The organism is Roseivivax halotolerans (assembly GCF_900115815.1).
In the GTDB taxonomy this organism is placed as follows: domain Bacteria; phylum Pseudomonadota; class Alphaproteobacteria; order Rhodobacterales; family Rhodobacteraceae; genus Roseivivax; species Roseivivax halotolerans.
This window is the reverse complement of record NZ_FOXV01000002.1, coordinates 222,901-244,872: the sequence shown is the minus strand read 5'-3', so window position 1 is coordinate 244,872 and position 21,972 is coordinate 222,901. Positions and strand designations below refer to the sequence as shown.

At 64.3% G+C, this 21,972-nt stretch carries 22 protein-coding genes and 1 tRNA gene; 2 read left to right on the top strand and 21 right to left on the bottom strand.

Annotated elements, in window-relative coordinates; all coding sequences use genetic code 11:
• Window positions 1-52 precede the first annotated feature (52 nt).
• From BM171_RS04100 to BM171_RS04080, 5 genes are all read right to left on the bottom strand, one after another.
• Complete coding sequence (locus BM171_RS04100) at window positions 53-1,651, bottom strand: ABC transporter ATP-binding protein (RefSeq protein WP_093009547.1); 1,599 nt, start codon at window positions 1,649-1,651, stop codon at window positions 53-55.
• Window positions 1,652-1,756: 105 nt separating this feature from the next.
• On the bottom strand, window positions 1,757-2,761 hold the full coding sequence (locus BM171_RS04095) for a BMP family lipoprotein (protein ID WP_093009728.1): 1,005 nt from the start codon (window positions 2,759-2,761) through the stop codon (window positions 1,757-1,759).
• A 154-nt stretch (window positions 2,762-2,915) separates the two neighbouring features.
• Window positions 2,916-3,335 carry a GNAT family N-acetyltransferase gene (locus tag BM171_RS04090; protein ID WP_093009546.1) on the bottom strand — a complete coding sequence of 140 codons (420 nt, stop codon included), beginning with the start codon at window positions 3,333-3,335 and terminating at the stop codon, window positions 2,916-2,918.
• Window positions 3,332-3,901: a tRNA (adenosine(37)-N6)-threonylcarbamoyltransferase complex dimerization subunit type 1 TsaB gene (gene tsaB, locus BM171_RS04085; RefSeq protein WP_093009545.1), complete on the bottom strand. Its 570-nt coding sequence runs from the start codon at window positions 3,899-3,901 to the stop codon at window positions 3,332-3,334. The genes BM171_RS04090 and tsaB overlap by 4 nt, the downstream gene beginning before the upstream one ends.
• A complete protein-coding gene (locus BM171_RS04080) occupies window positions 3,891-4,457 on the bottom strand; it encodes a NifU family protein (RefSeq protein WP_093009544.1) in 567 nt (188 codons plus the stop codon). Before BM171_RS04080 ends, tsaB begins: the two co-directional genes overlap by 11 nt.
• Before the next feature lie 157 nt (window positions 4,458-4,614).
• Between BM171_RS04080 and gdhA the strand changes: the two genes are divergently transcribed.
• Entirely contained in the window at window positions 4,615-5,961 is a 1,347-nt protein-coding gene (gene gdhA, locus BM171_RS04075; protein WP_093009543.1) for an NADP-specific glutamate dehydrogenase, read from the top strand.
• Window positions 5,962-5,964: 3 nt separating this feature from the next.
• Here the strand turns inward: gdhA and BM171_RS04070 are convergent, their stop codons facing one another.
• The 5 genes from BM171_RS04070 to trpS all read right to left on the bottom strand — a co-directional run bounded on the left by BM171_RS04070 (window position 5,965) and on the right by trpS (window position 10,383).
• On the bottom strand, window positions 5,965-6,420 hold the full coding sequence (locus BM171_RS04070) for a universal stress protein (RefSeq protein ID WP_093009542.1): 456 nt from the start codon (window positions 6,418-6,420) through the stop codon (window positions 5,965-5,967).
• Window positions 6,421-6,475: 55 nt separating this feature from the next.
• Window positions 6,476-7,345: a branched-chain amino acid aminotransferase gene (locus BM171_RS04065; RefSeq protein WP_093009541.1), complete on the bottom strand. Its 870-nt coding sequence runs from the start codon at window positions 7,343-7,345 to the stop codon at window positions 6,476-6,478.
• Window positions 7,346-7,417: 72 nt separating this feature from the next.
• Window positions 7,418-7,900 (bottom strand): VOC family protein, encoded by a 483-nt coding sequence (locus BM171_RS04060; RefSeq protein WP_093009540.1) that lies wholly within the window; start codon window positions 7,898-7,900, stop codon window positions 7,418-7,420.
• A 62-nt stretch (window positions 7,901-7,962) separates the two neighbouring features.
• The gene (locus BM171_RS04055) at window positions 7,963-9,309 is read right to left on the bottom strand and encodes an ABC1 kinase family protein (protein WP_093009539.1); all 1,347 of its coding nucleotides are present in this window, start codon (window positions 9,307-9,309) and stop codon (window positions 7,963-7,965) included.
• A gap of 42 nt (window positions 9,310-9,351) precedes the next feature.
• Window positions 9,352-10,383: a tryptophan--tRNA ligase gene (gene trpS / locus BM171_RS04050; RefSeq protein WP_093009538.1), complete on the bottom strand. Its 1,032-nt coding sequence runs from the start codon at window positions 10,381-10,383 to the stop codon at window positions 9,352-9,354.
• 80 nt (window positions 10,384-10,463) lie between these two features.
• On the opposite strand from trpS, the gene BM171_RS04045 reads away from it, so the two are divergent.
• Complete coding sequence (locus BM171_RS04045; RefSeq protein ID WP_093009537.1) at window positions 10,464-11,147, top strand: rhomboid family intramembrane serine protease; 684 nt, start codon at window positions 10,464-10,466, stop codon at window positions 11,145-11,147.
• Window positions 11,148-11,150: 3 nt separating this feature from the next.
• Here BM171_RS04045 and BM171_RS04040 read toward each other — a convergent pair whose 3' ends face one another.
• The 11 genes from BM171_RS04040 to BM171_RS03990 all read right to left on the bottom strand — a co-directional run bounded on the left by BM171_RS04040 (window position 11,151) and on the right by BM171_RS03990 (window position 21,968).
• Window positions 11,151-12,638: a phospholipase D family protein gene (locus BM171_RS04040; RefSeq protein ID WP_093009536.1), complete on the bottom strand. Its 1,488-nt coding sequence runs from the start codon at window positions 12,636-12,638 to the stop codon at window positions 11,151-11,153.
• A 3-nt stretch (window positions 12,639-12,641) separates the two neighbouring features.
• Window positions 12,642-14,192, bottom strand: a complete 1,551-nt coding sequence (gene murJ, locus BM171_RS04035) for a murein biosynthesis integral membrane protein MurJ (RefSeq protein ID WP_093009535.1) — start codon at window positions 14,190-14,192, stop codon at window positions 12,642-12,644.
• A 148-nt stretch (window positions 14,193-14,340) separates the two neighbouring features.
• On the bottom strand, window positions 14,341-14,859 hold the full coding sequence (locus tag BM171_RS04030; RefSeq protein ID WP_093009534.1) for a hypothetical protein: 519 nt from the start codon (window positions 14,857-14,859) through the stop codon (window positions 14,341-14,343).
• A gap of 210 nt (window positions 14,860-15,069) precedes the next feature.
• Window positions 15,070-15,146, bottom strand: a tRNA-Met gene (locus BM171_RS04025).
• A gap of 77 nt (window positions 15,147-15,223) precedes the next feature.
• Window positions 15,224-16,531 carry an ATPase gene (locus BM171_RS04020; protein WP_093009533.1) on the bottom strand — a complete coding sequence of 436 codons (1,308 nt, stop codon included), beginning with the start codon at window positions 16,529-16,531 and terminating at the stop codon, window positions 15,224-15,226.
• A 96-nt stretch (window positions 16,532-16,627) separates the two neighbouring features.
• Window positions 16,628-17,122, bottom strand: a complete 495-nt coding sequence (locus BM171_RS04015; RefSeq protein ID WP_093009532.1) for a prepilin peptidase — start codon at window positions 17,120-17,122, stop codon at window positions 16,628-16,630.
• An 18-nt stretch (window positions 17,123-17,140) separates the two neighbouring features.
• Window positions 17,141-17,989, bottom strand: a complete 849-nt coding sequence (locus BM171_RS04010) for a tetratricopeptide repeat protein (RefSeq protein ID WP_093009531.1) — start codon at window positions 17,987-17,989, stop codon at window positions 17,141-17,143.
• Window positions 17,990-18,016: 27 nt separating this feature from the next.
• Window positions 18,017-18,583, bottom strand: coding sequence for a tetratricopeptide repeat protein (locus BM171_RS04005; protein ID WP_093009530.1), 567 nt, complete (start codon window positions 18,581-18,583; stop codon window positions 18,017-18,019).
• Window positions 18,584-18,586: 3 nt separating this feature from the next.
• Window positions 18,587-19,552: a type II secretion system F family protein gene (locus BM171_RS04000; protein ID WP_093009529.1), complete on the bottom strand. Its 966-nt coding sequence runs from the start codon at window positions 19,550-19,552 to the stop codon at window positions 18,587-18,589.
• 10 nt (window positions 19,553-19,562) lie between these two features.
• Window positions 19,563-20,528: a type II secretion system F family protein gene (locus BM171_RS03995; protein WP_093009528.1), complete on the bottom strand. Its 966-nt coding sequence runs from the start codon at window positions 20,526-20,528 to the stop codon at window positions 19,563-19,565.
• 6 nt (window positions 20,529-20,534) lie between these two features.
• Window positions 20,535-21,968 carry a TadA family conjugal transfer-associated ATPase gene (locus BM171_RS03990; protein WP_093009527.1) on the bottom strand — a complete coding sequence of 478 codons (1,434 nt, stop codon included), beginning with the start codon at window positions 21,966-21,968 and terminating at the stop codon, window positions 20,535-20,537.
• Window positions 21,969-21,972: the final 4 nt, after the last annotated feature.

Below are 21,972 nucleotides of genomic sequence, written 5' to 3'. Positions count from 1 at the left end.
ATAAATTTAAGGTCATTGCCATCACCACTCAATTAAACCTCGCCGGCCGGGCTTACCTTCCCGCCGCGCGATGTTCTTTCTCGTCGAGGCTCTGATCCACCGTCTTGATCGGATCCTCGCCTGCGTCGCCGGTCACGCCGGCCATCAAGAGACCAAGTTCGCGCTGGTCGGTTTCATTCGGGTCGCGCTCGCCCATGATACGGCCGTCGAACATCACGGCGATGCGGTCCGACAGGGCGAAGATCTCGTCGAGCTCGACCGAGACCAACAGGATCGCCTTGCCGAGATCGCGCAGCCGCACGATCTCCTGGTGGATGAACTCGATCGCGCCGATATCGACGCCGCGCGTGGGCTGGCCGATCAGAAGGACATCGGGGTTCCGCTCGATCTCGCGGGCCAGAACGATCTTTTGCTGGTTGCCGCCGGAGAAATTCTTAGCCGCGAGGTTCGGATCGGGGGGGCGGACGTCGAACCGCTCCATCTTCGCGGCTGCTTCGGTCTTGATCGCGGCGTTGTTCATGAACGCGCCACGCTGGATCGCGGGGTCGTGGTGATAGCCGAAGACCGTATTCTCCCACGCGGTATAGGGCATGATGAGGCCCTCGCGCTGGCGATCCTCGGGCACGTGGCCGATGCCGGCCGTGCGGCGGGCCTGCCCGTCGGAGCCGGGACCGGAGAGCGGCAGCGGTGCGCCGTTCAGCAAGACTTCGCCCTCGCCGTCGCGGTAGCCGCCCAGGACCTCCAGAAGTTCGGATTGTCCGTTGCCCGCGACGCCCGCGAGCCCGAGGATCTCGCCCGCGCGCAGATCGAAGGAGATGCCGCGCAGCCGTTCGACCCCGTCACCGTCCACGTGGCGCAGATTGCGTACCGACAACACCGCGTCCTTCGGCTTCGCGGGCTCCTTGTCGACGCGCAGCAGCACCTTGCGCCCGACCATGAGTTCGGCCAGCTCCTGCGGACTCGTCTCGGCGGTCTTGACGGTCGCTGTCATCTCTCCGCGGCGCATCACGCTCACCGTGTCGGTGATGTCCATGATCTCGCGGAGCTTGTGGGTGATGAGGATGATGGTCTTTCCCTCGGCCCTCAGGTTGTCGAGGATACGAAAGAGGTGGTCGGCCTCTGCCGGCGTCAGAACGCCGGTCGGCTCGTCGAGAATGAGGATATCAGCCTGCCGGTAGAGCGCCTTCAGGATCTCGACCCGCTGCTGGTGCCCGACCGATAGCGCCTCGACGGGCGTGTCGGGATCGACCGAGAGGCCGTATTCCTCCGAGAGCTGCTTGAGAACGCCCCGTGCCTTGGCGAGCGAGGGCTTCAGCAGCCCGCCATCTTCCGCCCCGAGGATCACGTTCTCGAGGACGGTGAAATTCTGCACCAGCTTGAAGTGCTGGAAGACCATGCCGATACCGGCGGCGATGGCGGCCTGGCTGTCGGGGATCTCGGTTCGTTGTCCCTTGACGTAGATCTCTCCCCTATCGGCCTTGTAGAAGCCGTAGAGGATCGACATCAGGGTCGATTTGCCCGCGCCGTTCTCGCCGATGATGCCGTGGATCGTGCCGGGCATCACGCGGATCGAAATATCCTTGTTGGCCTGGACGGGTCCGAAGGCCTTGGAGATGCCTTTCAGCTCGATGGCGGGGGCGGTGTCGGTCATGAATGTCTGGCCTGACGCTTGTCTAGGACGGGGCAGGGGCCGCGCGGGGCGGCCCCTGGTCGCGGGCAGCGCGCGGGCTGCCCGGAAGATCGGATGCCGGGTCGATCAGAAGTCGAGCACCGGGCAGCTGTCGTCTTCGCGGTAATCGTGGACCTCGGTATTGCCCGCGATGATCTCCTCGCGTGCCTGGTCGACGGCGGTCTTCATCTCTTCGGAAACGAGTTCCTCGTTGTTCTCGTCGAGCGCGTAGCCGACGCCGTTGTCTTCGAGCGTGAGGGTCGAGACGCCGGTCTCGAGGTCTTCGCCGGCCGTCATGGCATCGTATACGGCTACGTCCACGCGCTTGAGCATCGAAGTCAGGACTTGGCCTGGATGCAGGTAGTTCTGGTTGCTGTCGACGCCGATGGACAGGATGCCCTCGTCGGCGGCGGTCTGCAGAACGCCGATGCCGGTGCCGCCCGCTGCCGCGAACACAACGTCGGAGCCCTGGCTGATCTGCGCCTGCGTCAGCTCGGACCCCTTCACCGGGTCGTTCCATGCCGCCGGCGTCGTGCCGGTCATGTTGGCGATGACCTCGATGTCGGAATTCACCGCCTTGGCGCCCTGCGCGTAGCCGCAAGCGAAGGTGCGGATGAGCGGAATGTCCATCCCGCCCACGAAGCTGACAGTGCCCGTCTCGGAGGCCATCGCAGCCATCATGCCGACGAGATAGGAGCCCTGGTGCTCGGCGAAGAGGATGGATTTGACGTTCGGAAACTCTTCGGGGTCCACGAAGCCGTCGATGGTCACGAACTTGGTGTCGGGATAGTCGCCCGCGACGTTCGAGATCGGCGTCGACATCGAGAAGCCGGTGGTGATGATCGGGTTGAAGCCGTTTTCGGCAAAGCGGCGCAGCGCCTGTTCGCGCTGGGCCTCGGATTGCAGCTCGATATCGCGGTAGGAGCCGCCGGTCTCTTCGGCCCAACGCTCCGCACCGTTGAATGCCGCTTCGTTGAAGCTCTTGTCGAACTTGCCGCCGAGATCGTAGATCAGCGCCGGATCGGCGAGCGCGGCACCCGCGGACAGAGCCAGTGCGGCGGCGCTGCCGAGGAAGGATTTCATCAGGGTCATTTGGGTCTCCCAGCTGTGATGCGGTGCGGGTTCCGGCATATCGTCATGCCGCCCTCCGCTTGGATCGAGATGATCGCAGCAAGTAGGCCCAACGTCGGAACGGGCGTCAACCGGTTTTCCGGCTGTCAGGGCCTGCAGTTCGCAACGTCAGCCATCACGATGCCGAAAGGCTGAGCGACAGGATCAATGCGTCGTCTCGGCTGCCATCTTCCTGCCGGTAATACCCCCGGCGGCGTCCGGCCTCCCGATAGCCCTCGCTGTCGTAGAATGCGCGGGCCGGGGCGTTGGTGTCTGCGACTTCCAGAAAGATGCGCTCGCAGCCCGCACGGGACGCGGTCTCGTGCAGATCCTCGATCAGCCGGCGGGCAATGCCCCGTCGCTGTTCACCGGGCCGGGTGGCAAGGGCGAGGATCTCGGCTTCGCCTTCCGAAAGCCGCGCGATCAGGACGCCGCCCTCTCGTGCGAAGAGCCGCGCGCCGGGGCTTTCGAGAGTCTCGGCGATATCCTTCGCGCTCCAGGGGCGCTGATGGCGATAGGCGGCCTCGAGGATGCGTGCGATCTCGTCGGGGGTCACGACAGAATCCTCGGTGCCGCCTCCCGCGAGGGGGCAGCATCTGCGGGCCTGATATAAAGGGGCGCAGGCGCGTCACCGGGCGCTTTGCGCGCTGCGACACGCGCGATCTCCACGGCGAAATCGGCAGGATCGGGCGGAAAGGTCAGCGGCTCTGCCACCGAGGCCGCGGCGAAGAGCGCCGGCGCTTCACCGGGGCGGGCGAGATAGACTTGATCGCGGGGCGCGCGGACGGCTGGGAGATGACCCGCAGAAACAGGCGTTGCCTCGAAGCTCGTCACGCCGATGGCTGGAATTTCAAGCGCCAGCGCAAGGCCGCGCGCGGCGGAGACCGAAATGCGAATTCCGGTAAAATTGCCGGGGCCGGTGCCGACGCCGATGCGGCTCAGATCCGCCCACTCGGCGCCAGTCTCGGCGAGAAGCTCTTCGAGGAGCGGCATCAGCCGTTCAGCCTGGCCGCGCGACATCTCTTCGCCGCGCATCGCCAGAACCCGGTCTCCCGATAGCAAAGCGGCCGCGCAATGCGCGGCCGATGTGTCAAATGCGAGGATGAGCGGCTCAGATGCCAACCGGACGCACCTCGGTCACCTCGGGAATGTAATGCCGCAAGAGGTTCTCGATCCCCATCTTCAGCGTCAGCGTCGAAGACGGGCAGCCTGCACAGGCGCCTTGCATATGCAGGTAGACGACACCGCGTTCAAAGCCATGGAAGGTGATATCGCCACCGTCCTGAGCCACGGCAGGGCGCACGCGGGTGTCGAGCAGTTCCTTGATCTGGCCGACGATCTCGCCATCTTCGCCGGTATGCTCCGCATGGCCCGATCCGGCCTGCATCGCCTCATCGCGCATGACCGGCTGACCGGATTGGTAATGTTCCATGATCGCGCCGAGGATGGCGGGCTTCACATGGTCCCATTCGGTCGCGTCGGCCTTGGTGACCGTCACGAAGTCATTGCCGAAGAAGACGCCCTTCACACCCTCGACTTCGAAAAGTCGCGTTGCGAGCGGGCTGTCGCCTGCGCCCTCGGGCGAGGGAAAGTCGGCGGTGCCCGCTTCGAGCACGGTCTGACCGGGCAGAAACTTGAGCGTCGCGGGATTCGGAGTCGATTCGGTCTGGATGAACATGGCGGACCTGAGCCTTTCGTTCGGGTTTCTCCCTATATGCGGATTGCGCCGCTGCGGGTCAAGGTTTGGAACCGTTCTAAGTGTGATGCGCGACGGCGAGGAACGTATCCGCCCCGGCGTTGTTCATAAGGGGATGTAATGCAAAGGACCGCCTCTCATGCCCGATCGTGCCGATCTGACCGAAAGCTTCATGCAGCACCTTCGCGCGCGCAGCCCCGGCGAAGACGACTTCCATCAGGCGGTGGAAGAGGTCGTGCACGATGTGATCACCATCGAGAAGGATTCGGCCGCGTTCACGCAGGCCCGCGTTCTGGAGCAGCTGTCCGAACCGGATCGGATCGTCAGCTTCCGGGTCGTCTGGCAGCGCGACGATGGCGGGATCGAGATCAATCGTGGCTGGCGTGTTCAGACGTCGAACGCGATCGGCCCCTACAAGGGGGGCTTGCGCTTTCATCCCACCGTCTCGCAGTCGGTTCTCAAGTTTCTCGGTTTTGAGCAGGTGTTGAAGAACGCGCTCACGGGGCTTCCGCTGGGCGGTGGCAAGGGCGGTGCCGATTTCGACCCGAAAGGCCGCAGCGAGGCGGAGGTCATGCGCTTCTGCCAGGCCTTCATGGCCGAGCTCTGCAAGTATATCGGCCCCGATCACGACGTGCCCGCCGGGGACATCAATGTCGGCCAGCGCGAGATCGGCTGGCTCTTCGGTGCGTACAAGAAGCATCGCGGCCAGTTTCACGGCTCGATCACCGGCAAAGGCGAGAGCTTCGGTGGCTCAGCGATGCGGGTCGAGGCCACGGGCTACGGCGTTGTGTATTTCGTCATGTGCATGCTCGCGACGCAGAACCGCGAGATCGGCGGCGCGCGCGTCGCGATCTCGGGCGCGGGGAACGTGGCAACGCATGCAGCCGAAAAGGCGCTCCAGAACGGCGCGACGGTGGTGAGCCTGTCGGACAGTTCCGGCGCGCTCATTGCCAAGGATGGCCTCGGACAGGAGGCGATCGACTGGGTGCGCGAGGTCAAGGGGAAGGGCGGCAACCTGTCCGGTCCGCCAGCCAAGCTCGGTCTCGACTACCGCGAGGGTGCGGCCCCCTGGGGCAATGTCGAGGCGGATGTGCTGCTGCCATGCGCCACGCAGAACGAAATGGACGCGGATGCGATGAGGGCGGCAATCGATGCCGGCGCCCGGCTTGTGGCGGAGGGCGCGAACATGCCGCTGACCGCCGATGCGGTGGAGGTTGCCCGCAAGAAGCGCCTTCTTCACGCACCGGGCAAGGCGGCCAATGCTGGCGGCGTTGCGATCTCGGGGCTCGAGATGAGCCAGAACGCGCATGGCCGTCAGCTCGATCCGGGCACGGTCGACGAGGCGCTGCGGGACATCATGACCGGCATCCACGGGCGCGTCGTCGAAGAGGCTGGCAAGGGCGAGTGGATCGACTACCGCCGCGGAGCCAATGTCGCGGGCTACCGCAAGGTGGCGCGCGCGATCAGTGCGATGGGCGCGATCTGAGGATCAGGTGATTCCTTCGAGCTCTTCCTTGGAGAGCTCGCCGGGCACAATGGTGATCGGCACGGGAAGGCTGCCCGCGTTCTTCGTCAATTGCGTGACGAGAGGGCCGGGCCCGCCCTTCTCCGCGCCCGCGCCAAGGACGAGAACGCCAATCTCGGGATCGTCTTTCACCTGTTCGATGATCTGGGGCACCGGCTCGCCTTCGCGGATGACAAGTTCGGGGTTCACCCCCTGCCGGTCACGCATCCACTTGGCGAAGACCTCGTAATGCGCCTCGATCCGCTCGCGGGCCTCCTCGCGCATGATGTCCCCGACACCGACCCAATGCGAGAATTCCTCGGGACGGATCACCGAAAGGATCGTCACGCCTCCGCCGGTCTTCGCCGCGCGCATTGCGGCAAAGCGCATCGCGTTCAGACATTCGCGGCTGTCGTCGAGCACGACCAAGAACTTACGCATGATCCCCGCCTCCTATAGCGCCGGATCATGGCAGCGGGGCAGAGGCAGGGCAAGCTCAGCCGGTCGAAGCTGCCCAGTCCCAGTAGATCTCGCGGGCGCGGCGGGTGACGGGGCCGGTGGCGTAGCTCACGTCCTCGAAGGCGGAGACGGGCGTCACCTTGTTGAGGTTGCCGGTCAGGAAGATCTCGTCGGCCGCTTCGAAATCGGCGAAGGACAGAACCGCCTCGACCACGTCGAACCCGTCCGCGCGCAGGTTCGCGATATGACGCGCGCGGGTGATCCCGGCAAGAAACGTGCCGTTCGGGATCGGCGTGAACACGACGCCATCCTTGACCATGAACACGTTCGAGGTCGCGGTTTCGGCGACATTTCCCATCGCATCGGCGACGAGCGCATTGCCGAAGCCGCGCGCGTTCACCTCGGCCAGCATCCGCGAATTGTTGGCGTAAAGGCAGCCTGCCTTGGCGTTGACCACGTTGTCCTCGAGCACCGGGCGGCGGAACCGCGTCCGGCCGAGCGTGACGGTGTCATCGGCTGCGAGCATCGGGAATTCCTCGAGGCAGATCGCGAAGCCGGTCTCGGATGGGCCGATCTTCGGCATGATCGCGGAAGGCTCGGAATTGAGCGCCCAATACATCGGGCGGATATAAACCTGCGCGTCCTTGGGGTAGGCGGCGAGACCTTCGCGGGCGATATCGAGGATCTCGGCATCGGAATGCGTGGGCTCGATCATCAACGCGCGCGCCGAATGGTTCACCCGCGCGCAATGCAGATCGAGATCGGGAGCCATGCCGTCGACGAACCGTGCGCCATCAAAGACCGTGGAGCCGAGCCAGGAGCCGTGATCGGCCGCGCGCATGACCGGCACGTCGCCTTCATGCCAGGTGCCGTTGAAATAGGTGCGGATATTGCGTCCCGTCGCCATGGCGCTGTCCCTCTCGTCGCTTCGCGTGCAGGATAACGCCGTGGGCGAGGAAAGGCTAGACGCGCGATCTTCTCATTCGGCCTCGGCCAGAAGCGCGTCGAGATCGAGCGGCGCATTGACCATATCGAGCCCGCCTTCGGCGTTCCGCGGCCAGTCCTGTTCCGCACGGTCGCGGTAGATCTCGATCCCGTTTCCGTCCGGGTCCGAGAAGTAGATGGCTTCGGAGACGCCGTGATCGGCCGCGCCTTCGATCTCGACGCCGAGCGAGATCGCGCGCTTCAGCGCCGCACCGAGACTGGCGCGGTCCGGGAACAGAAACGCGGTATGAAAAAGCCCCGGCTGGCGTTTCGGCCCTGGCGCTGCGCCCTTGCTCATCCAGGTATTGAGGCCGACGTGATGGTGGTAGCCGCCCGCGGAGAGGAACGCGGCGTCCGTGCCATAGTGCTGGGTGACGGTCAGCCCGATCACATCACGATAGAACGCGACCGACCGTTCGAGATCGGAGACTCTCAGATGGACATGGCCGATGGTCATGGCGTCGGGTGCTTTGGACATGATCGCTCTCCTGCGGTGATGAGCGCAATCTATCGCCATCGCTTATGTGCGAAAAGATCGCATCAAGCAGGGGAATTGTGCGAATTTGCAGTCCGGGCAAAGGGCTCCAGCAGCGGCCGGACTTCGACCCGCGCGCCGAGCCGCGCGCAGAGAAGGTAGAGACCGCCGATCTTGCGCTGCAGGAAAAGGGCATCGACGGGCGGGATCACGGCGAAGTCACGCTCTTCGGCGAAATGCTGACCGGCTTCGGCGAACCGTGTCGCCAGCCGTTCGGCGCGGAAATCGAAGGGCGCGTCTGACCTGAGCGGGCTGGCTGCGATCTCCATCATGTCGAGGATCGCCTCTGCGTGACGCGGCTCCGTGTCCCGGGTCATGTAGCCGACCGCGATAGCCGCGCGGTGCATCCACGCGCGGTCTCCTGAAAGCGTCGCTCCGAGGAGATCGCGGAATATCGCCACGCGATCCGGTGCGAAGTCCCGCACCGCGCCGAAATCCAGAAGCACGATCCGCCCGGTCTCGGGCTGCCAGCGAAAATTGGCGAAGTTCGGGTCGGTCTGCATCGCACCGAGATCGAAGAGTTCGCGCAAGACGAGCGTGATGAGCCGCGCCGCGATATCGTCGCGCGTGACCTGATCCTCGGCCTCGGCGCTCTCAATCGGGCGGCCATCTATGAAATCCATCGCCAGGATGTCGCGCGTGGTGAAGTCCTCCGCGACGCCGGGCACGAGGAAATCGGGATCATCCGCCAGCCAGTCGCTGAACCGCCTGAGCGCGGTCGCCTCGCGCTCGTAATCGGCTTCCTCGTGGAGCTGCTGGCGGGCCTCCTCGAGCAGCGGTCCGAGATCGAGCCTGCGCGGCAGAAGACCCGACCAGCGCAAAAGCCCTCCGAGATTGCGGATATCGCTGTCGATGGAGGCGCGGATGCCGGGATATTGCACCTTGATCGCGAGCGCGCGGCCCTCCTTCGTGACAGCGCGGTGCACCTGCCCGATGGAGGCCGCCGCGATGGGCCGCACGTCGAAGCTTTTGAAGCGGCGTTGGAAACCTTTGCCCCAATTTGCCTCGAGCACGCCCTTGAGCTGGCCGGGCGGCATGTAATGCGCCTCGGAGCGCAGCCGCTCCATGATCCGGGCGAGTTCGGCCGGCATGACCTCTCCAGCCTCCATCGAGATGAGCTGGCCCATCTTCATCGCCGCGCCGCGCATCTGCGACAGCTCCTCGGCGAAGCGGGCGGCATTGGCGGGGGTCATCACCAGATCATTGAGACGGGGGCGTTTTCCGCTTGCGACCGCACGCGCGCCGTCGAGCGCCGCGCGGCCAAGAAGGCCGGTGCCAAAGCGGCCCATCCTCCCGATGCGGGCGGCGCGGCCCGTGGGAACGGGGGCGTAGCGGTTCTCGTCGTCACTCATGCGCCCGAAGATAGGGCGGCAGAGCGAGGGGGGAACGGCGCGTCAGCGCACCATCCCGACGATCTCGTAGGTCCGCTTCAGGATCGGCTCGGCCAATTCGCGCGCGCGTTCGGCCCCGCGCGCCAGGATTGCGTCGATCTCTGCGGGCTCCTGCATCAGCCGCGCCATCTCGGTGGAGATCGGGGCCATCTTCTCGACCGCAAGCTCGGCGAGGGCGGGCTTGAACTCGGAGAATTGCTTGCCGCCCATCTCCGACAAGACGCCGTCCACGCTCGTATCCGCGAGCGCGGCGTAGATGTTGACGAGGTTGCGCGCCTCGGGCCGGTCGCTGAGGCCCGCCGCTTCGGAGGGGAGCGCCTCGGGATCGGTGCGCGCTTTGCGGATCTTGGAGGCGATCGCGTCGGCATCGTCGGTCATGTTGATCCGGCTCATGTCCGAAGGATCGCTCTTGGACATTTTCTTCGATCCGTCGCGGAGGCTCATCACGCGGGTTGCCGCGCCTTCGATCACCGGCTCGGTGAGCGGGAAGAAGTCGACCTCGTAGTCATGGTTGAATTTCGCCGCGATGTCGCGCGTCAACTCCAGATGCTGCTTCTGGTCCTCGCCGACGGGCACATGCGTTGCATGATAGACAAGGATATCGGCCGCCATCAGCGCGGGATAGCCGAAGAGGCCAAGTGAGGCCGCTTCCGCGTTCTTGCCGGCCTTGTCCTTGAACTGGGTCATGCGCTTCATCCAGCCCATGCGTGCGACGCAGTTGAAGATCCAGCCGAGCTGGGCGTGCTCGGGCACCTGCGACTGGTTGAAGAGGATCGAGCGTTCAGGATCGATGCCGCTGGCGATGAAACCCGCGCAGAGCTCGCGGGTGTTGCGGCGAAGCGCCTCCGGCTCCTGCCATACGGTGATCGCGTGCATGTCGACCATGCAGTAGATCGTCTCGTAATCCTCGCCCTGCATGTCCACGAAGCGTTTGATCGCGCCCAGATAATTGCCGAGCGTCAGTCCGCCCGAGGGCTGGATCCCCGAAAAGACCCGCGGGGCGAACTTGTCGAGGTTGGAGACGGGCTCTGTCATGAAGGCACTCGCATGTGGAAATTCGCGTCCCGGTGGCTTACCCATGCCCCCAAGAGGCGTCAAGAAGAGCAGGCTGGCCCATGCATTCCGATCACAACGAAAGCCCGTTCAACGCCATTCCGCCGGTGACGACGGCGCTGGTGCTTCTCATGGCCGGGATCGAGATCGCCTTCTCTCTCGGCGCGCGGGGTATTCTCGGTGGGCCCGGGGCCGTGGGGTGGCGGATCGGGGGGATCGAGACCTACGGCTACCTCGGAGAAATCACCTACTGGATGGCCGAGAGCGGGCGCTGGCCGGCCGAGCATCTTCTGCGCTTCCTGAGCTACCCCTTCGTGCACGGCAGTTTCACGATGGGGCTCTTTGCCTGCGTGATGCTTCTGGCGCTCGGGAAGATCGTCGGCGAGGCGATGGGGCCGGTGCGGATGCTGGCGGTCTTCGTGGCAAGCTCCGTTCTGGGGGCGCTCGTCTACGGTCTGATCGTGCCGAACGTGCCGCTCTATGGCGCGTTTCCCGCGATCTACGGGTTGATCGGGGCGTTCACCTACCTGCTTTGGACCAAGCTTGGCGAGATGGGCGAGGCGCAGATCCGGGCGTTCACGCTGATTGGCGTTCTGCTCGGCCTGCAGCTCGTCTTCGGGCTTTTGTTCGGCGGAGGGCCGTACTGGATCGCGGAGATCGCGGGCTTCGTCGTGGGGTTCGCCGCGACGATCGTTCTGGTGCCGGGCGGGTTTGCGCGGCTGGTGGAGCGTCTGCGCGAACGCTGACGTTCAGAACATGTCGGCGGGCAAAAGCGGCAGATACCGCGCGAACCGCCGCGCGCGGCCGAGCGGGTAGGGCAGCACGAAGCCGGAGCGCTCGGTCGGCTCCAGCTTGCGGTTCGACTTGGCGATCTCGTTCCAGACGCGCGCATCGCTGATGTCGCGGTCCTCCCCAATCGGCCCCAGCCATTTCTTCGCCAGCCGTTCGTGGAGATCGCGGACCACCGCTTTGTCGCGGAACAGGATCGAGGCTTCGGTATCCCATCTCAGCGAGCGCCCGTTGAGGTTGGCCGAGCCCACGAGCCCGAAATCGCCGTCGATGATGACCACCTTCGCGTGCACGTAGATCGGGGCCGCGCCGTGCAGGCTCTCGGGCGGCTCCGCATCGGTCGCGATCTTCTGCGCCGGTGCAACGACCGCGATGTCGTCGCCGTAGGCTTTGACGAGATCGTTGAGCGCGTTGGTCTGCAGAGCATGGGCGTGACGCGCGTTGAGCGAGCGGTCGCCATCATAGAGCACCCGCTCGGGCTCTGTCGGGAGCAGGATGACGAGTTGCAGGTCGGGGCGAGCCTTCTTCGCGTCGATGAGCACGCGGACCAACGGACGATGCCGCAGAAACTGCGATTCAAGGTAGATGTGCCGCTTGGCCGAAGCGAAAGCATGCTTCAGCGTCTTCTCGTGCTCCGGATGACGCGGATAGGGGCCGAAGGCAAACGGACCGCGCAGCGGGGCAGAAACGGTCCGCACCAGCCGCAGGTCAGAAGTGCCTTGCGGGCGGGGGCCCACCTTCATCGGCATCGCCTTGGTGCCGACATCGGCCGCGCCGTATTCGAGCGAGGCATTCCAGGTCTCGACCAGGTGCGCGCGGGCCTGCTCGGCGAAATCGCCTTCGATCTCGACCGAGACGTCGTGCCAGGTCTTGTCGCCCTCACCGCGATGCGCGTTCGTATCCCAGCGCCGCTCGTTCACGTCGAGACCGCCGATGATGCAGTGGCGATTGTCCACCACGGCCACTTTCTGGTGGATCGAGACGGGCCGCAGCTTCGGGCGCAGCTTGAGGAAGGCGCGCTGCACCGGGGTGAGTTTTTCCGCCTCCTGGTTCCGCAACCCCTGGAGCTTCTGAGCGATCTTGCGCCAGAGGATCGAGCGCCAGAGCCAGCCCACCTCCTGAGCGTGGGGCGCGACGAGGATCTGAGTGTCGCCTTCCAGCCGATCCGCGAATTTAGAGCCCGAAGCCCAGGCACCGCGATGCAGGCTCTCGGCGAAGAGCGGGTCGAAATCGGTCAGGATAAGGCGGATCGAGATTCCCTTGCCAGACAGCCAAGCCAGCAGATCGGCCCAGGTTTCGAGGCCGCGTTCGGTCAGCTCGGGCGCGCGCAGGCGCGTGTCGGGGTCGAGGATGCGGAAAGAGAGGAAGACCTCTTCTTCGGCGGCCGCCACCATGCGTTCCAGCGCGGGGAAGATTTCCTTCGCGGTGATCAGCGGCTTTGGCGTCATGGCTCAGCGGTCCTTTCTGCGGCGAAATGCGCCGACGAATTCACTGAGACGGAACGCGCCCAGCAATTGTCCCAGAATGCCGTATGACATCATACCCACAAGAATCAGAACCAGAAGTGCCAGATACCTCCATCCCGGACTGGCGAGAAACGGTCCGATGACCACTTGGGTTCCCCAGAGCACGACACCCATCAGGATCGAGGCGACCGCGATCCGCCAGATCCGCGTCTTGAACCGCGCATCGAACGAGGCAACCTCGCCCATCCCGCGCGTGCCGCGCGACAGGAACCAGACCATCGACCATGCAGCCGCGCTGGTTGCGATTGCCGGTGCGATCCAGCCGATGAACGGCGCAAACCCAATGGCGATGACCGCATTCACGACCATTGAGATGAGCGCGTAGTGGAACGGCGCTTTCGTGTTCTCCCGTGCAAAGAACAAAGGCTGCAGAACCTTTTGCAGCACGAAGGCCGGTAGGCCGAGCCCATAGATGGCGACGGCGACCGCGATGGCGGCAGCATCGTCTGCACCCGTCGCTCCGCGCTGGAACAGCACGGAGACGAGCGGCAGCGGGATCACCAGAAGCGCCACGGCCGAGGGCAGGGTGAGCGCGAGTGCGTATTCCCCGGCGCGGCTCAGCGCATCGCGTCCGCCGGTCTCGTCCCCGGCCTTCAGACGTCGCGAGAGGTCGGGCAGAAGCACGATACCCACGGCGATGCCGACCACGCCAAGCGGCAGCTGGTAGAGCCTGTCGGCCGCGTAGAGCCAGCCGACCGCGTTCTCGAACTGGGACGCGACCTGCTGCCCGACCAGAAGGTTGATCTGCATGACACCCCCCGCAAGCGCCGCGGGCACGGCGACGCGGACGAGCGTTTTCATCTCGTCGTTCCAGACCGGACGTCCGGGACGGACCTTCAGGCCAGACCGTTCCGCCGCGATCCAGACGAGCGCAAGCTGGATGACGCCCGCGACGGGCACCGCCCAGACGAGCCACAGCACGATGTCGCCGCCCATCTGCTGGCCGACCAGCATCGCGGCGACCACGGTGATGTTGAGAAAGACCGGCGCGGCTGCGGCGGCAGCGAAGTGCCCGCCCGCGTTGAGCGCGCCCGAAAAGAGCGCGGCCAGCGAGATCAACAGGATATAGGGAAAGCAGATCCGTCCATATGCGACCGTCATGTCGAAACGCTCGTCGCCGACGAAGCCGCCCGCTGTCGCGACCACGAGCGCGGGCATGAAGATCATGGCGAGCGCGCTCAGGACCACGAGCACCGTGGCAAGACCCGACAGCGCGTCGCGGGCGAAGTCGAGCGGATCGTCCCCCGCCTCCAGCCGCTTGGAGAACATCGGCACGAAGGCCGCGTTGAACGCGCCCTCTGCAAAGAAGCGGCGGAACATGTTGGGCAGGCGAAACGCCGCGACGAACGCATCGAGCACCGGCCCCGGCCCGATCAGTGCCAGGATTACCACCTCGCGCACGACGCCCAGAACCCGGCTCGCCAGGGTCCAGAAGCCCACGGTCATCATGCCGGAGAGAAGGCGGATCGGTTTCATGTCTGGGGCCTGCCTGCGCTGCCGTTTCCGGTCTTGCGCCGGGTCTATCCCATTGCCGGGAGCGCGGGAAGGCCCGGGTGCGATGCCGCCGAACGCAAAACGGCCGCCCGCAGGCGGCCGTTTCTCGTGATCGGTTCAGAGGTCGCGCTTACATCTGCTCTTGCAGCGATTGCTGCTGGGCGGTCTGCAGCGCGGTCGAGAACTCGGCGCGCGTCATGTCGAGAACGAGGCCGTTCTCGGTCGCGGAGAGCGAGCTGACGCGGACAGCCGCGTTCTCGATGGCGCGCTCGTCTGCGCCTTCCATCTCGCCGTCGAGGTCGATCAGCACGCGCGCGCCATCGTTGATGGTGCGGTACACGGTGCCGAGAATCTCGCCGTCGCTGGAGCGCACCACCGCATCGCCGGTGATCGCCGCATCGAGCTGGGCCGAGATGTTGGCCGCGCCGCCATAGGGCTCTTGTGCGACATCGCCAACCGCATCGACGCCCGCCTGGGCGGTATCGGTCGCGGTCTCGCCGACGGCATAGATCGTCTCGCCGACTTCCTCGGCGACATCGCCCGCTTGCGCGGCGACATTGTCGTCGTCCTCGGTCGTCTGAGCGGAAACGGCTCCGGCCATCATCATGGCAATCGCTGCGGTCGTCGCGGTGAGCTTGGAATGGGTCATCTCTGATCCTTTTGTCACGTTGAACTGCAATGCCCGTCTGCGGACATTCGCGTGCCCAACGGCACGAGGCCGGGATAATGTTCCTGCAGTTTGCATGATTTCAGCGGAGCCTTGCCGAGACGCGAGACGCAGTTCAGTGGCGCGATCCGGTGTCGAAACGCAAAAGGCTCTGAATTTTCTGAGATCCGGGAGGCGCCCGCCAAGGGCCTCTGGTAGCGGAGGAGGGACTTGAACCCCCGACACATGGATTATGATTCCACTGCTCTAACCAACTGAGCTACTCCGCCAGAGTGCGCGCTGATTAGAGGAGGCCCCTCGGCGGGTCAAGCCGGTTTTGGCGGAAAAAACCGGCCCAATGCGCGGCCTATTTCACGATCTTCTCGTCCTTCACGAACATGTTCGCCCAGGCCCGATCCACGAGCTCCGGCGTCATCTTGTAGGGCAGGCCCTCGAAGTCGCAGACCGAGATCATCTGGTCGATCAGGTAGACCGGCTGGTAGTTCGCGTAGATGTTGTCGATCGTCGGATACTTGGTCTTGAGCAGGTGCACGAGGCTCTTCTCGCAAAGCTGCATCCGCTTCTTCCGGGCCACCAGCGCGAAGATCTTGAGGAAGTCTTCCTGGTTGGGCCCGTCGATCTTGATCTTGAAGAAGATCCGCCGGAGCGCGGCCTGGTCGAAGATCTCGTTCGGGTGAAAATTGGTGGAGAAGATCACCAGCGTGTCGAAGGGGACTTCAAACTTTTCGCCCGATTGCAGGGCGAGAATGTCCTTGCTCTCCTCGAGCGGCACGATCCAGCGGTTCACCAGCTTCTGGGGTGGCTCGGCCTGGCGGCCAAGGTCGTCGACGATGAAGATGCCGCCCGTGGATTTGAGCTGCAGCGGCGCCTGGTAGGTGCGCGCGGTCGGGTTGAAGACCAGGTCCAGCATGTTGAGGGACAATTCGCCGCCGGTGATGACCGTGGGCCGCTCGCAGAGAACGTAGCGGGTGTCGTAGAGGATCCGGCGGCGCAGCTGCGTGGGATCGTCCCGGAGGCTCTCGGCCTTGGAATGCACGATCGGATCGTAGACCGTGATGACCGAACCCGAATATTCGATCGCGCGGGGAACATAGATCTTGTCGCCCATCGCGTCGCGAATGCCGTTCGAGATCGAGGACTTGCCGTTGCCCGGCGGGCCGTACATCAGGATCGACCGGCCTGAGGTCACAGCGGGACCAAGGTTGTCGAGGAGGTTGTCGGGCAGGACCAGATGGCCCATCGCGTTGGTGAGCTGCTCGCGCGTGATCTGGATGTTGCGGATCGACTGTCGTTTTACCTGTTCGCGGTAGACGTCCAGCGGAACCGGCATCGCGCCATAATATTCGGATTGGGCCAGCGCATCGAGGGCGCGGGCCTTGCCGGCTTCGGTAAGCTGGTAACCCATCTCGTTGCCGCGTGAGGCCGACATCGTGCCCATCGCTTCGAGAAGCTGATGGCTGCGCGCGTAATCCACGAGCTCCTGCGTGATCGGCACCGGCAGGCAGATCGCGTTCGCGAGGTCCATCACGGTGCTGACGTTCTTGCGGAACATGGTCTTGATGACGATGTCGCGCATCATCACCATCGGCAGCTTCATGTCCTCGAGCTGCTTCGGCGGTGGCGGCGCCATGACGTTGGTGGCCTGCATGTTCATCGCGAAATCGATCCTCGTGCCCCGGTTATCGATCCTGAGGACACCAGAGATTTGTGGCGAGTGTTGGGCCGCCTCTTGGAGTTTTGAGGTCCGAGCTCACGCGCCGTAGAGCGCGCCGAGACCGAGATAGACCGCGAGCGTCGGCCCGAGGGCGAGCCCCATCGGGAAGCGCGACCCGGAGGACCAGCTCTCCCAGTGAGGGGCCAGGCGGCGCAGCGCCGTCGCCCGCGCGATCCTGTGGGCGACAAACGCGGCAAGCATCATCACAGCGAAGATGGCCAGCACGATCTGCAAATCGCCGATATGGACGAAGGGCGCGGCGGCCGCTGCGAATTTCGCATCTCCCGCGCCGAGCGCCCCGGCTGCATTGAGCGCGATACCCGCCGCAAGCACCGACAGAAGATGCGTGTAGCGCCAGAGGTAGCTCTCGAAGGGCAGGGCGATGAGCCCGACCAGCGCGAAGACCAGTGCGAGCGCGAGGACGGCCGCGTTCGTGATCTTCATCCGCGACAGGTCCGTGTAGCAGACATAAAGACAGATCGGCAGCGCGAAGGGCAGAAACCACCACGCGGCGCTCGAGAGAATATCCATGAGCCGTTGTCCCGGTCGTCAGCCGCGTTCGAGCGCCTCGAGACTCGACGATGCGGCCTCGAAATGCTGCGGATGGGTCTCTATCGCGTCTCGCAGAAGCGATTTGCCGGTCTCGATCTCGCCTTTCTTGATCGCAGCGAGCGCGAGCGTGTGCAGGAGCTCCGCGCGTTCGATCTGGCTCATCGGGATAGCGGGGATGGTGTAGTCGCCTTGCGCCGCGCGGGCCAACATCAGGTTGTTCTTGGCCGTGAACAGGGTCGTGTCCTGACGGAGAGCATCGGAGAACAGCCGTTCGGCATCCCGGTATTCGCCGCGCGTCAGCTTGGAATAGCCCCAATTGTTCATGACGCTGGCGGGTTTGGTGGTCAGACCGAGCGCGATCTCGTAGAAGCTGTCGGCCTTCTGCCACTCCTGGTTGACGTCGGCGACCATCGCCTCGAGCTTGTAGCGCTCGAACGTCTCGTAGGTGGGCGGGATCTCGTTGAGCGTCGCTTCGGCGCGGTCCCAATCGCCGGTGCGGATCATCGCGTCGGCAAGTTCGACCCGGTCGGCATTCGTGACCTCTTCGTGGGCGACCACGCGCTGCCAGGCGGCGACCGCCTCGGAGGCACGCTTGGCGCGGACGAGGGATTTCGCGAGACCGCGGCGATGCTCGATATTGTCGGGGTCGCTTTTCAGCGCGCGGCGAAAGTAATCGACCGACTCGTTGGGGTCGGCCACCGTCAGCATGACGTCGTTCAGCCCGGTGCCGTCGATGGCATTGACGCCCTGGAAGTTCCGGTCGACGCGCTGACCTTCATCCGCATCGCATGCGGACAGCGCGACGGCCCCTGCAATGCAGAGGATAGCCTGGGGGAATTGGCGCATTTGCTGCGTCCTTGTCCTGCTTCTGCCTCAAGGCTCGGACGCGGTGATCAGATAATCGCCCTGTCCCCGTCGCACGAGCTCAAATTCTTCTTCATTGGCCTCAGCATAAAACGGATTTTCGATTTTTGCGAGCGCCAAGCGCAGATTGTCGCGAATTGAGTCATTCTGGCCATTATCGAGTGCGTAAGCCCTGCGGAAGACTTCGGACGCCTCCGCGGTCTCGCCGAGTTCCATGAGCACGACGCCGAGGTTATTCCAGACCTCCGGCGCGGCACCGTCGAGCTTCACCGCTTCGCGCAGAAGGTCTTCGGCCTGGTTGAGGCGGCCCAGTTCCAGATTGGCGGCACCGAGGGCCGAGAGCACCTCGATCGTCAGGCCGCGCTCGGCTGCGGCGCGGATATAGGCTTCGAGTGCAAGCTCCGGCTCGCCGCTGTCCATCAGTCGGTGCCCGACCAGAAGTCCATCGACCGCCTCCCCGCGAGGGTCGATATCGGGTGCGAAAAGCTGACCCTCCGGCAGCGTTTGGCCGCCCGATGAACAGGCGGCCATGAAAAGGATCAGAAGTATCGGCGTTCCCCGGCGGGGAAGTCGCATGGATCAGTTCCCTAGGTTCATGATGCCCACCACGGAAGGCCCCACGAGAATGATGAGGAGCGGCGGCACCGTCAGCATCATTGTGGTCAAAGTCATCTTGGTAGGCAACTTGTTTGCCTTCTCCTCTGCGCGCATCACGCGCTTGTCACGCATCTCGGAGGCGTAGACGCGAAGCGCATCAGCGATTGAGGTGCCGAAGGTGGCTGATTGGTTCAAAACCGTCACGAAAGAGGAGATGTCCTGCACGTCGCAGCGCTCCGACATGTCTGACAGCACCGCGGCCTTGTCCTTGCCCGCCTTCATCTCGTGGCTCACGATCTGGAACTCCTCGGCGAGGAAGGGGAAAGACGGACGCAGTTCCTTGGCGATGCGGATGATGGACTGGTCCATCGACTGGCCGGCCTCGACGCAGACCAGCATCATGTCGAGCGCGTCGGGAAAGCCGTCCTGGATCTGCTGCTTGCGCTCTTCGGCGCGGCGCGTGACCCAGTATTTCGGGAAGTAGTAGCCCGCCGCGCCGGGGCCCAGCACGTAGAGCAGCATGTCCGTCGTGGTCTTGTCGTCGCCAAGAGCCAGCGAGTAATAGAGCGTGCCGAGGCCGAGACCCAGAAGGCCGAGCGCGGCTTGCAGGAAATAGTAGTACCGGACCGCTTCCTTGGAGGCATAGCCCGCCTGCATCAGCTTCAGCCGGACCGTCCCGAGCTCTTTTTCGTTCTGCGGCTCGAGGAACTGTGCGTAGCGGTTGAGCTTGTCGTTCTTCGCCCGCTCCCGCAGGACCGCCTTGGCGTTGTTCTCTGTCTTTCGCGTGCCCTGCTGCTTGAGCTTTTCCATCGGGTCCGGCTTTTGCGACAGCATCAGCGGGATCGCGATGAGCAGGAGCAAAAGGCCGAGGCCCGCCACGATGAACAGCGGTGCCGCGGGGCCGAGCAGGTCGGTGGCGCGCGCGTTCAGGCTTTCGAAGAGTTCCATTGGCTGTGCCTCAGACCTTAATGTTCACGAGCATCCGCATGACGAAGAGGTTCAAGACGAGGAAAATCGCCACTGCGAAACATGCCGGAATGAAGAGCGGGTGGTCGATGACCGGGTCGTAGTAGTCGGGTTTGGTGACCTGGATGAAGATCAGCGCCATGACAGGGAAGCCCGACAGGAACTTGCCCGACCATTGCGCCTCGGCGGTTATCGCCTTGACGCGCCGGAAGAGCCGGAACCGTGCGCGGATCACCTTGGCAAGACCTTCGAGGATCTCCGCAAGGTTGCCGCCCGATTGCTGCTGGATCGTCACCGCGACCGCGAGGAAGCGCAAATCCTGCATATCGAGTCGTTCCGCCATGTGCTTGAGCGCTTCGCCGATCTCCCGGCCATAGGCCGACTCGTCCGCGATGATGCCGAACTCCGTCGCCAGCGGATCCTGGATCTCTTTCGAGACGATGGAGATCGCCGACGAGAATGGATGCCCCACGCGCAGGCTGCGTACCATCAGTTCGACCGCGTCGGGAAGCTGCTCTTCGATCATGGCGAGGCGCTTCTTGGCCTTGGAGTTGATCCAGAAGAACACACCGCCGACGCCGAAACCGACGGCGAGCACGATCCGCACCGGCAGGCCGGTCTCCGTCATCGCGGAAAGTCCGAGAAAGGCTGCGATCGTCACGCCGACCATCAAGAGGATGAGCTGGTTGGGCGTGAAGGCGATGGCCGCTTTCTGTGCGCGGTCGGCCAGCATCGAGTAGAGCGGGATGCCCGCCCCTTCCATGTGCTGGTCCATCTCCTTGCGGAGCTTGGCGAGCACCTCTTCGCGCCGCTGGCCCTTGTCGAGCATTTGCAGCCGGCGATTGACCCGGCTGTTCAGGCGGATCGATTTGCCGAAGGCGACGAGATAGACGCCCTCGACGAGGATCACCACGCCGAGGAAAATCGCGCCATAGATGATGAATTCGACGTTCAGCATAGGACCTTACTCCGGTCTGAAGGGCTCGTAGATCGAGGGCGGCAGATCGTAGCCCCACATCTTGAAGCGCTCCGAGAAATGGCTGCGGACACCGGTCGCAGTGAAATGGCCGATGATCTTGTTCTCGGGCGTGAGGCCCACGCGCTGGAAGCGGAAGATCTCCTGCATGGAGATCACCTCGCCTTCCATCCCGGTCACCTCGGTGATCGAGGTCATCCGGCGTGAGCCGTCCTGAAGGCGCGAGGCCTGCACAATGAGGTTCACAGCCGAGGAAATCTGGCTGCGCATGGCCTTGAGCGGCATCTCGATCCCGGCCATCGCGATCATGTTCTCGAGACGTGCCACGCCATCGCGCGCAGAGTTGGCGTGGATCGTAGTCATCGAGCCGTCATGGCCGGTATTCATGGCCTGAAGCATGTCGATGACTTCTTCGCCACGCGTCTCGCCGACGATGATGCGGTCGGGGCGCATCCGCAGCGCGTTCTTGAGGCAGTCGCGCGGCGTCACCGCGCCCTTGCCCTCGACGTTGGGCGGGCGGCTTTCCATCCGGCCGACATGGCTCTGCTGGAGCTGAAGTTCGGCGGTATCCTCGATCGTCAGGATGCGCTCACTGTCATCGATGAAGGACGAGAGCGCGTTCAGGGTCGTGGTCTTGCCCGAACCGGTGCCGCCCGAGACGATCACGTTGAGGCGCGTTGCGACAGCGGCCTGCAAGTAGACGGCCATCTCTTCGGAAAAGGCGCCGAACCGCACCAGGTCGTCGATGCCGAGCTTGTCCTTCTTGAACTTACGGATCGAGACGAGGGAGCCGTCGATGGCGATAGGCGGGACCATCGCGTTGAAACGCGAGCCGTCCTGAAGGCGCGCGTCGACATATGGGTTCGATTCATCGACGCGACGTCCCACGGCCGAGACGATCTTGTCGATGATCCGCATCAGGTGCCGCTCATCTTTGAAGGTCACGTCCGAGAGCTGCAGCTTGCCGTTGCGTTCGATAAAGATCTGCTGCGGGCCGTTCACCAGGATATCCGACACCGAGTCGTCGTTCAGGAGCGTCTGAAGCGGGCCGAGGCCCTTCACTTCGTCATAGAGTTCCTGGTTGAGCTGCTGGCGTTCCTCGCGGTTCAGAACGATGGAGCGTTCCTGCAGGCTTTCGGTGGTGATCGCCTGGATCTCCGCGCGCAGGTCGGCTTCCGTGGCCTGGTCGAGCGCCGCGAGGTTGAGGTTGTCGAGCAGCGCGCGGTGGAGCTCCAGCTTGATGTCGCTGAGTCGTTCCTTGCGCTTCTTGTCCTTGTCGGACGCCACGGCTTCGGCCGGCCGCTTGGACGGCTTACGCATGGCGACGCTTGGCCGCGACGTGGCCCCGGCGTCCACTCTCGGGGCTGCGACGGCCTCGGCCTGTGCGGATTTGGGGTCGGGCTTCTTGTAGCGTGAGAACATGTCG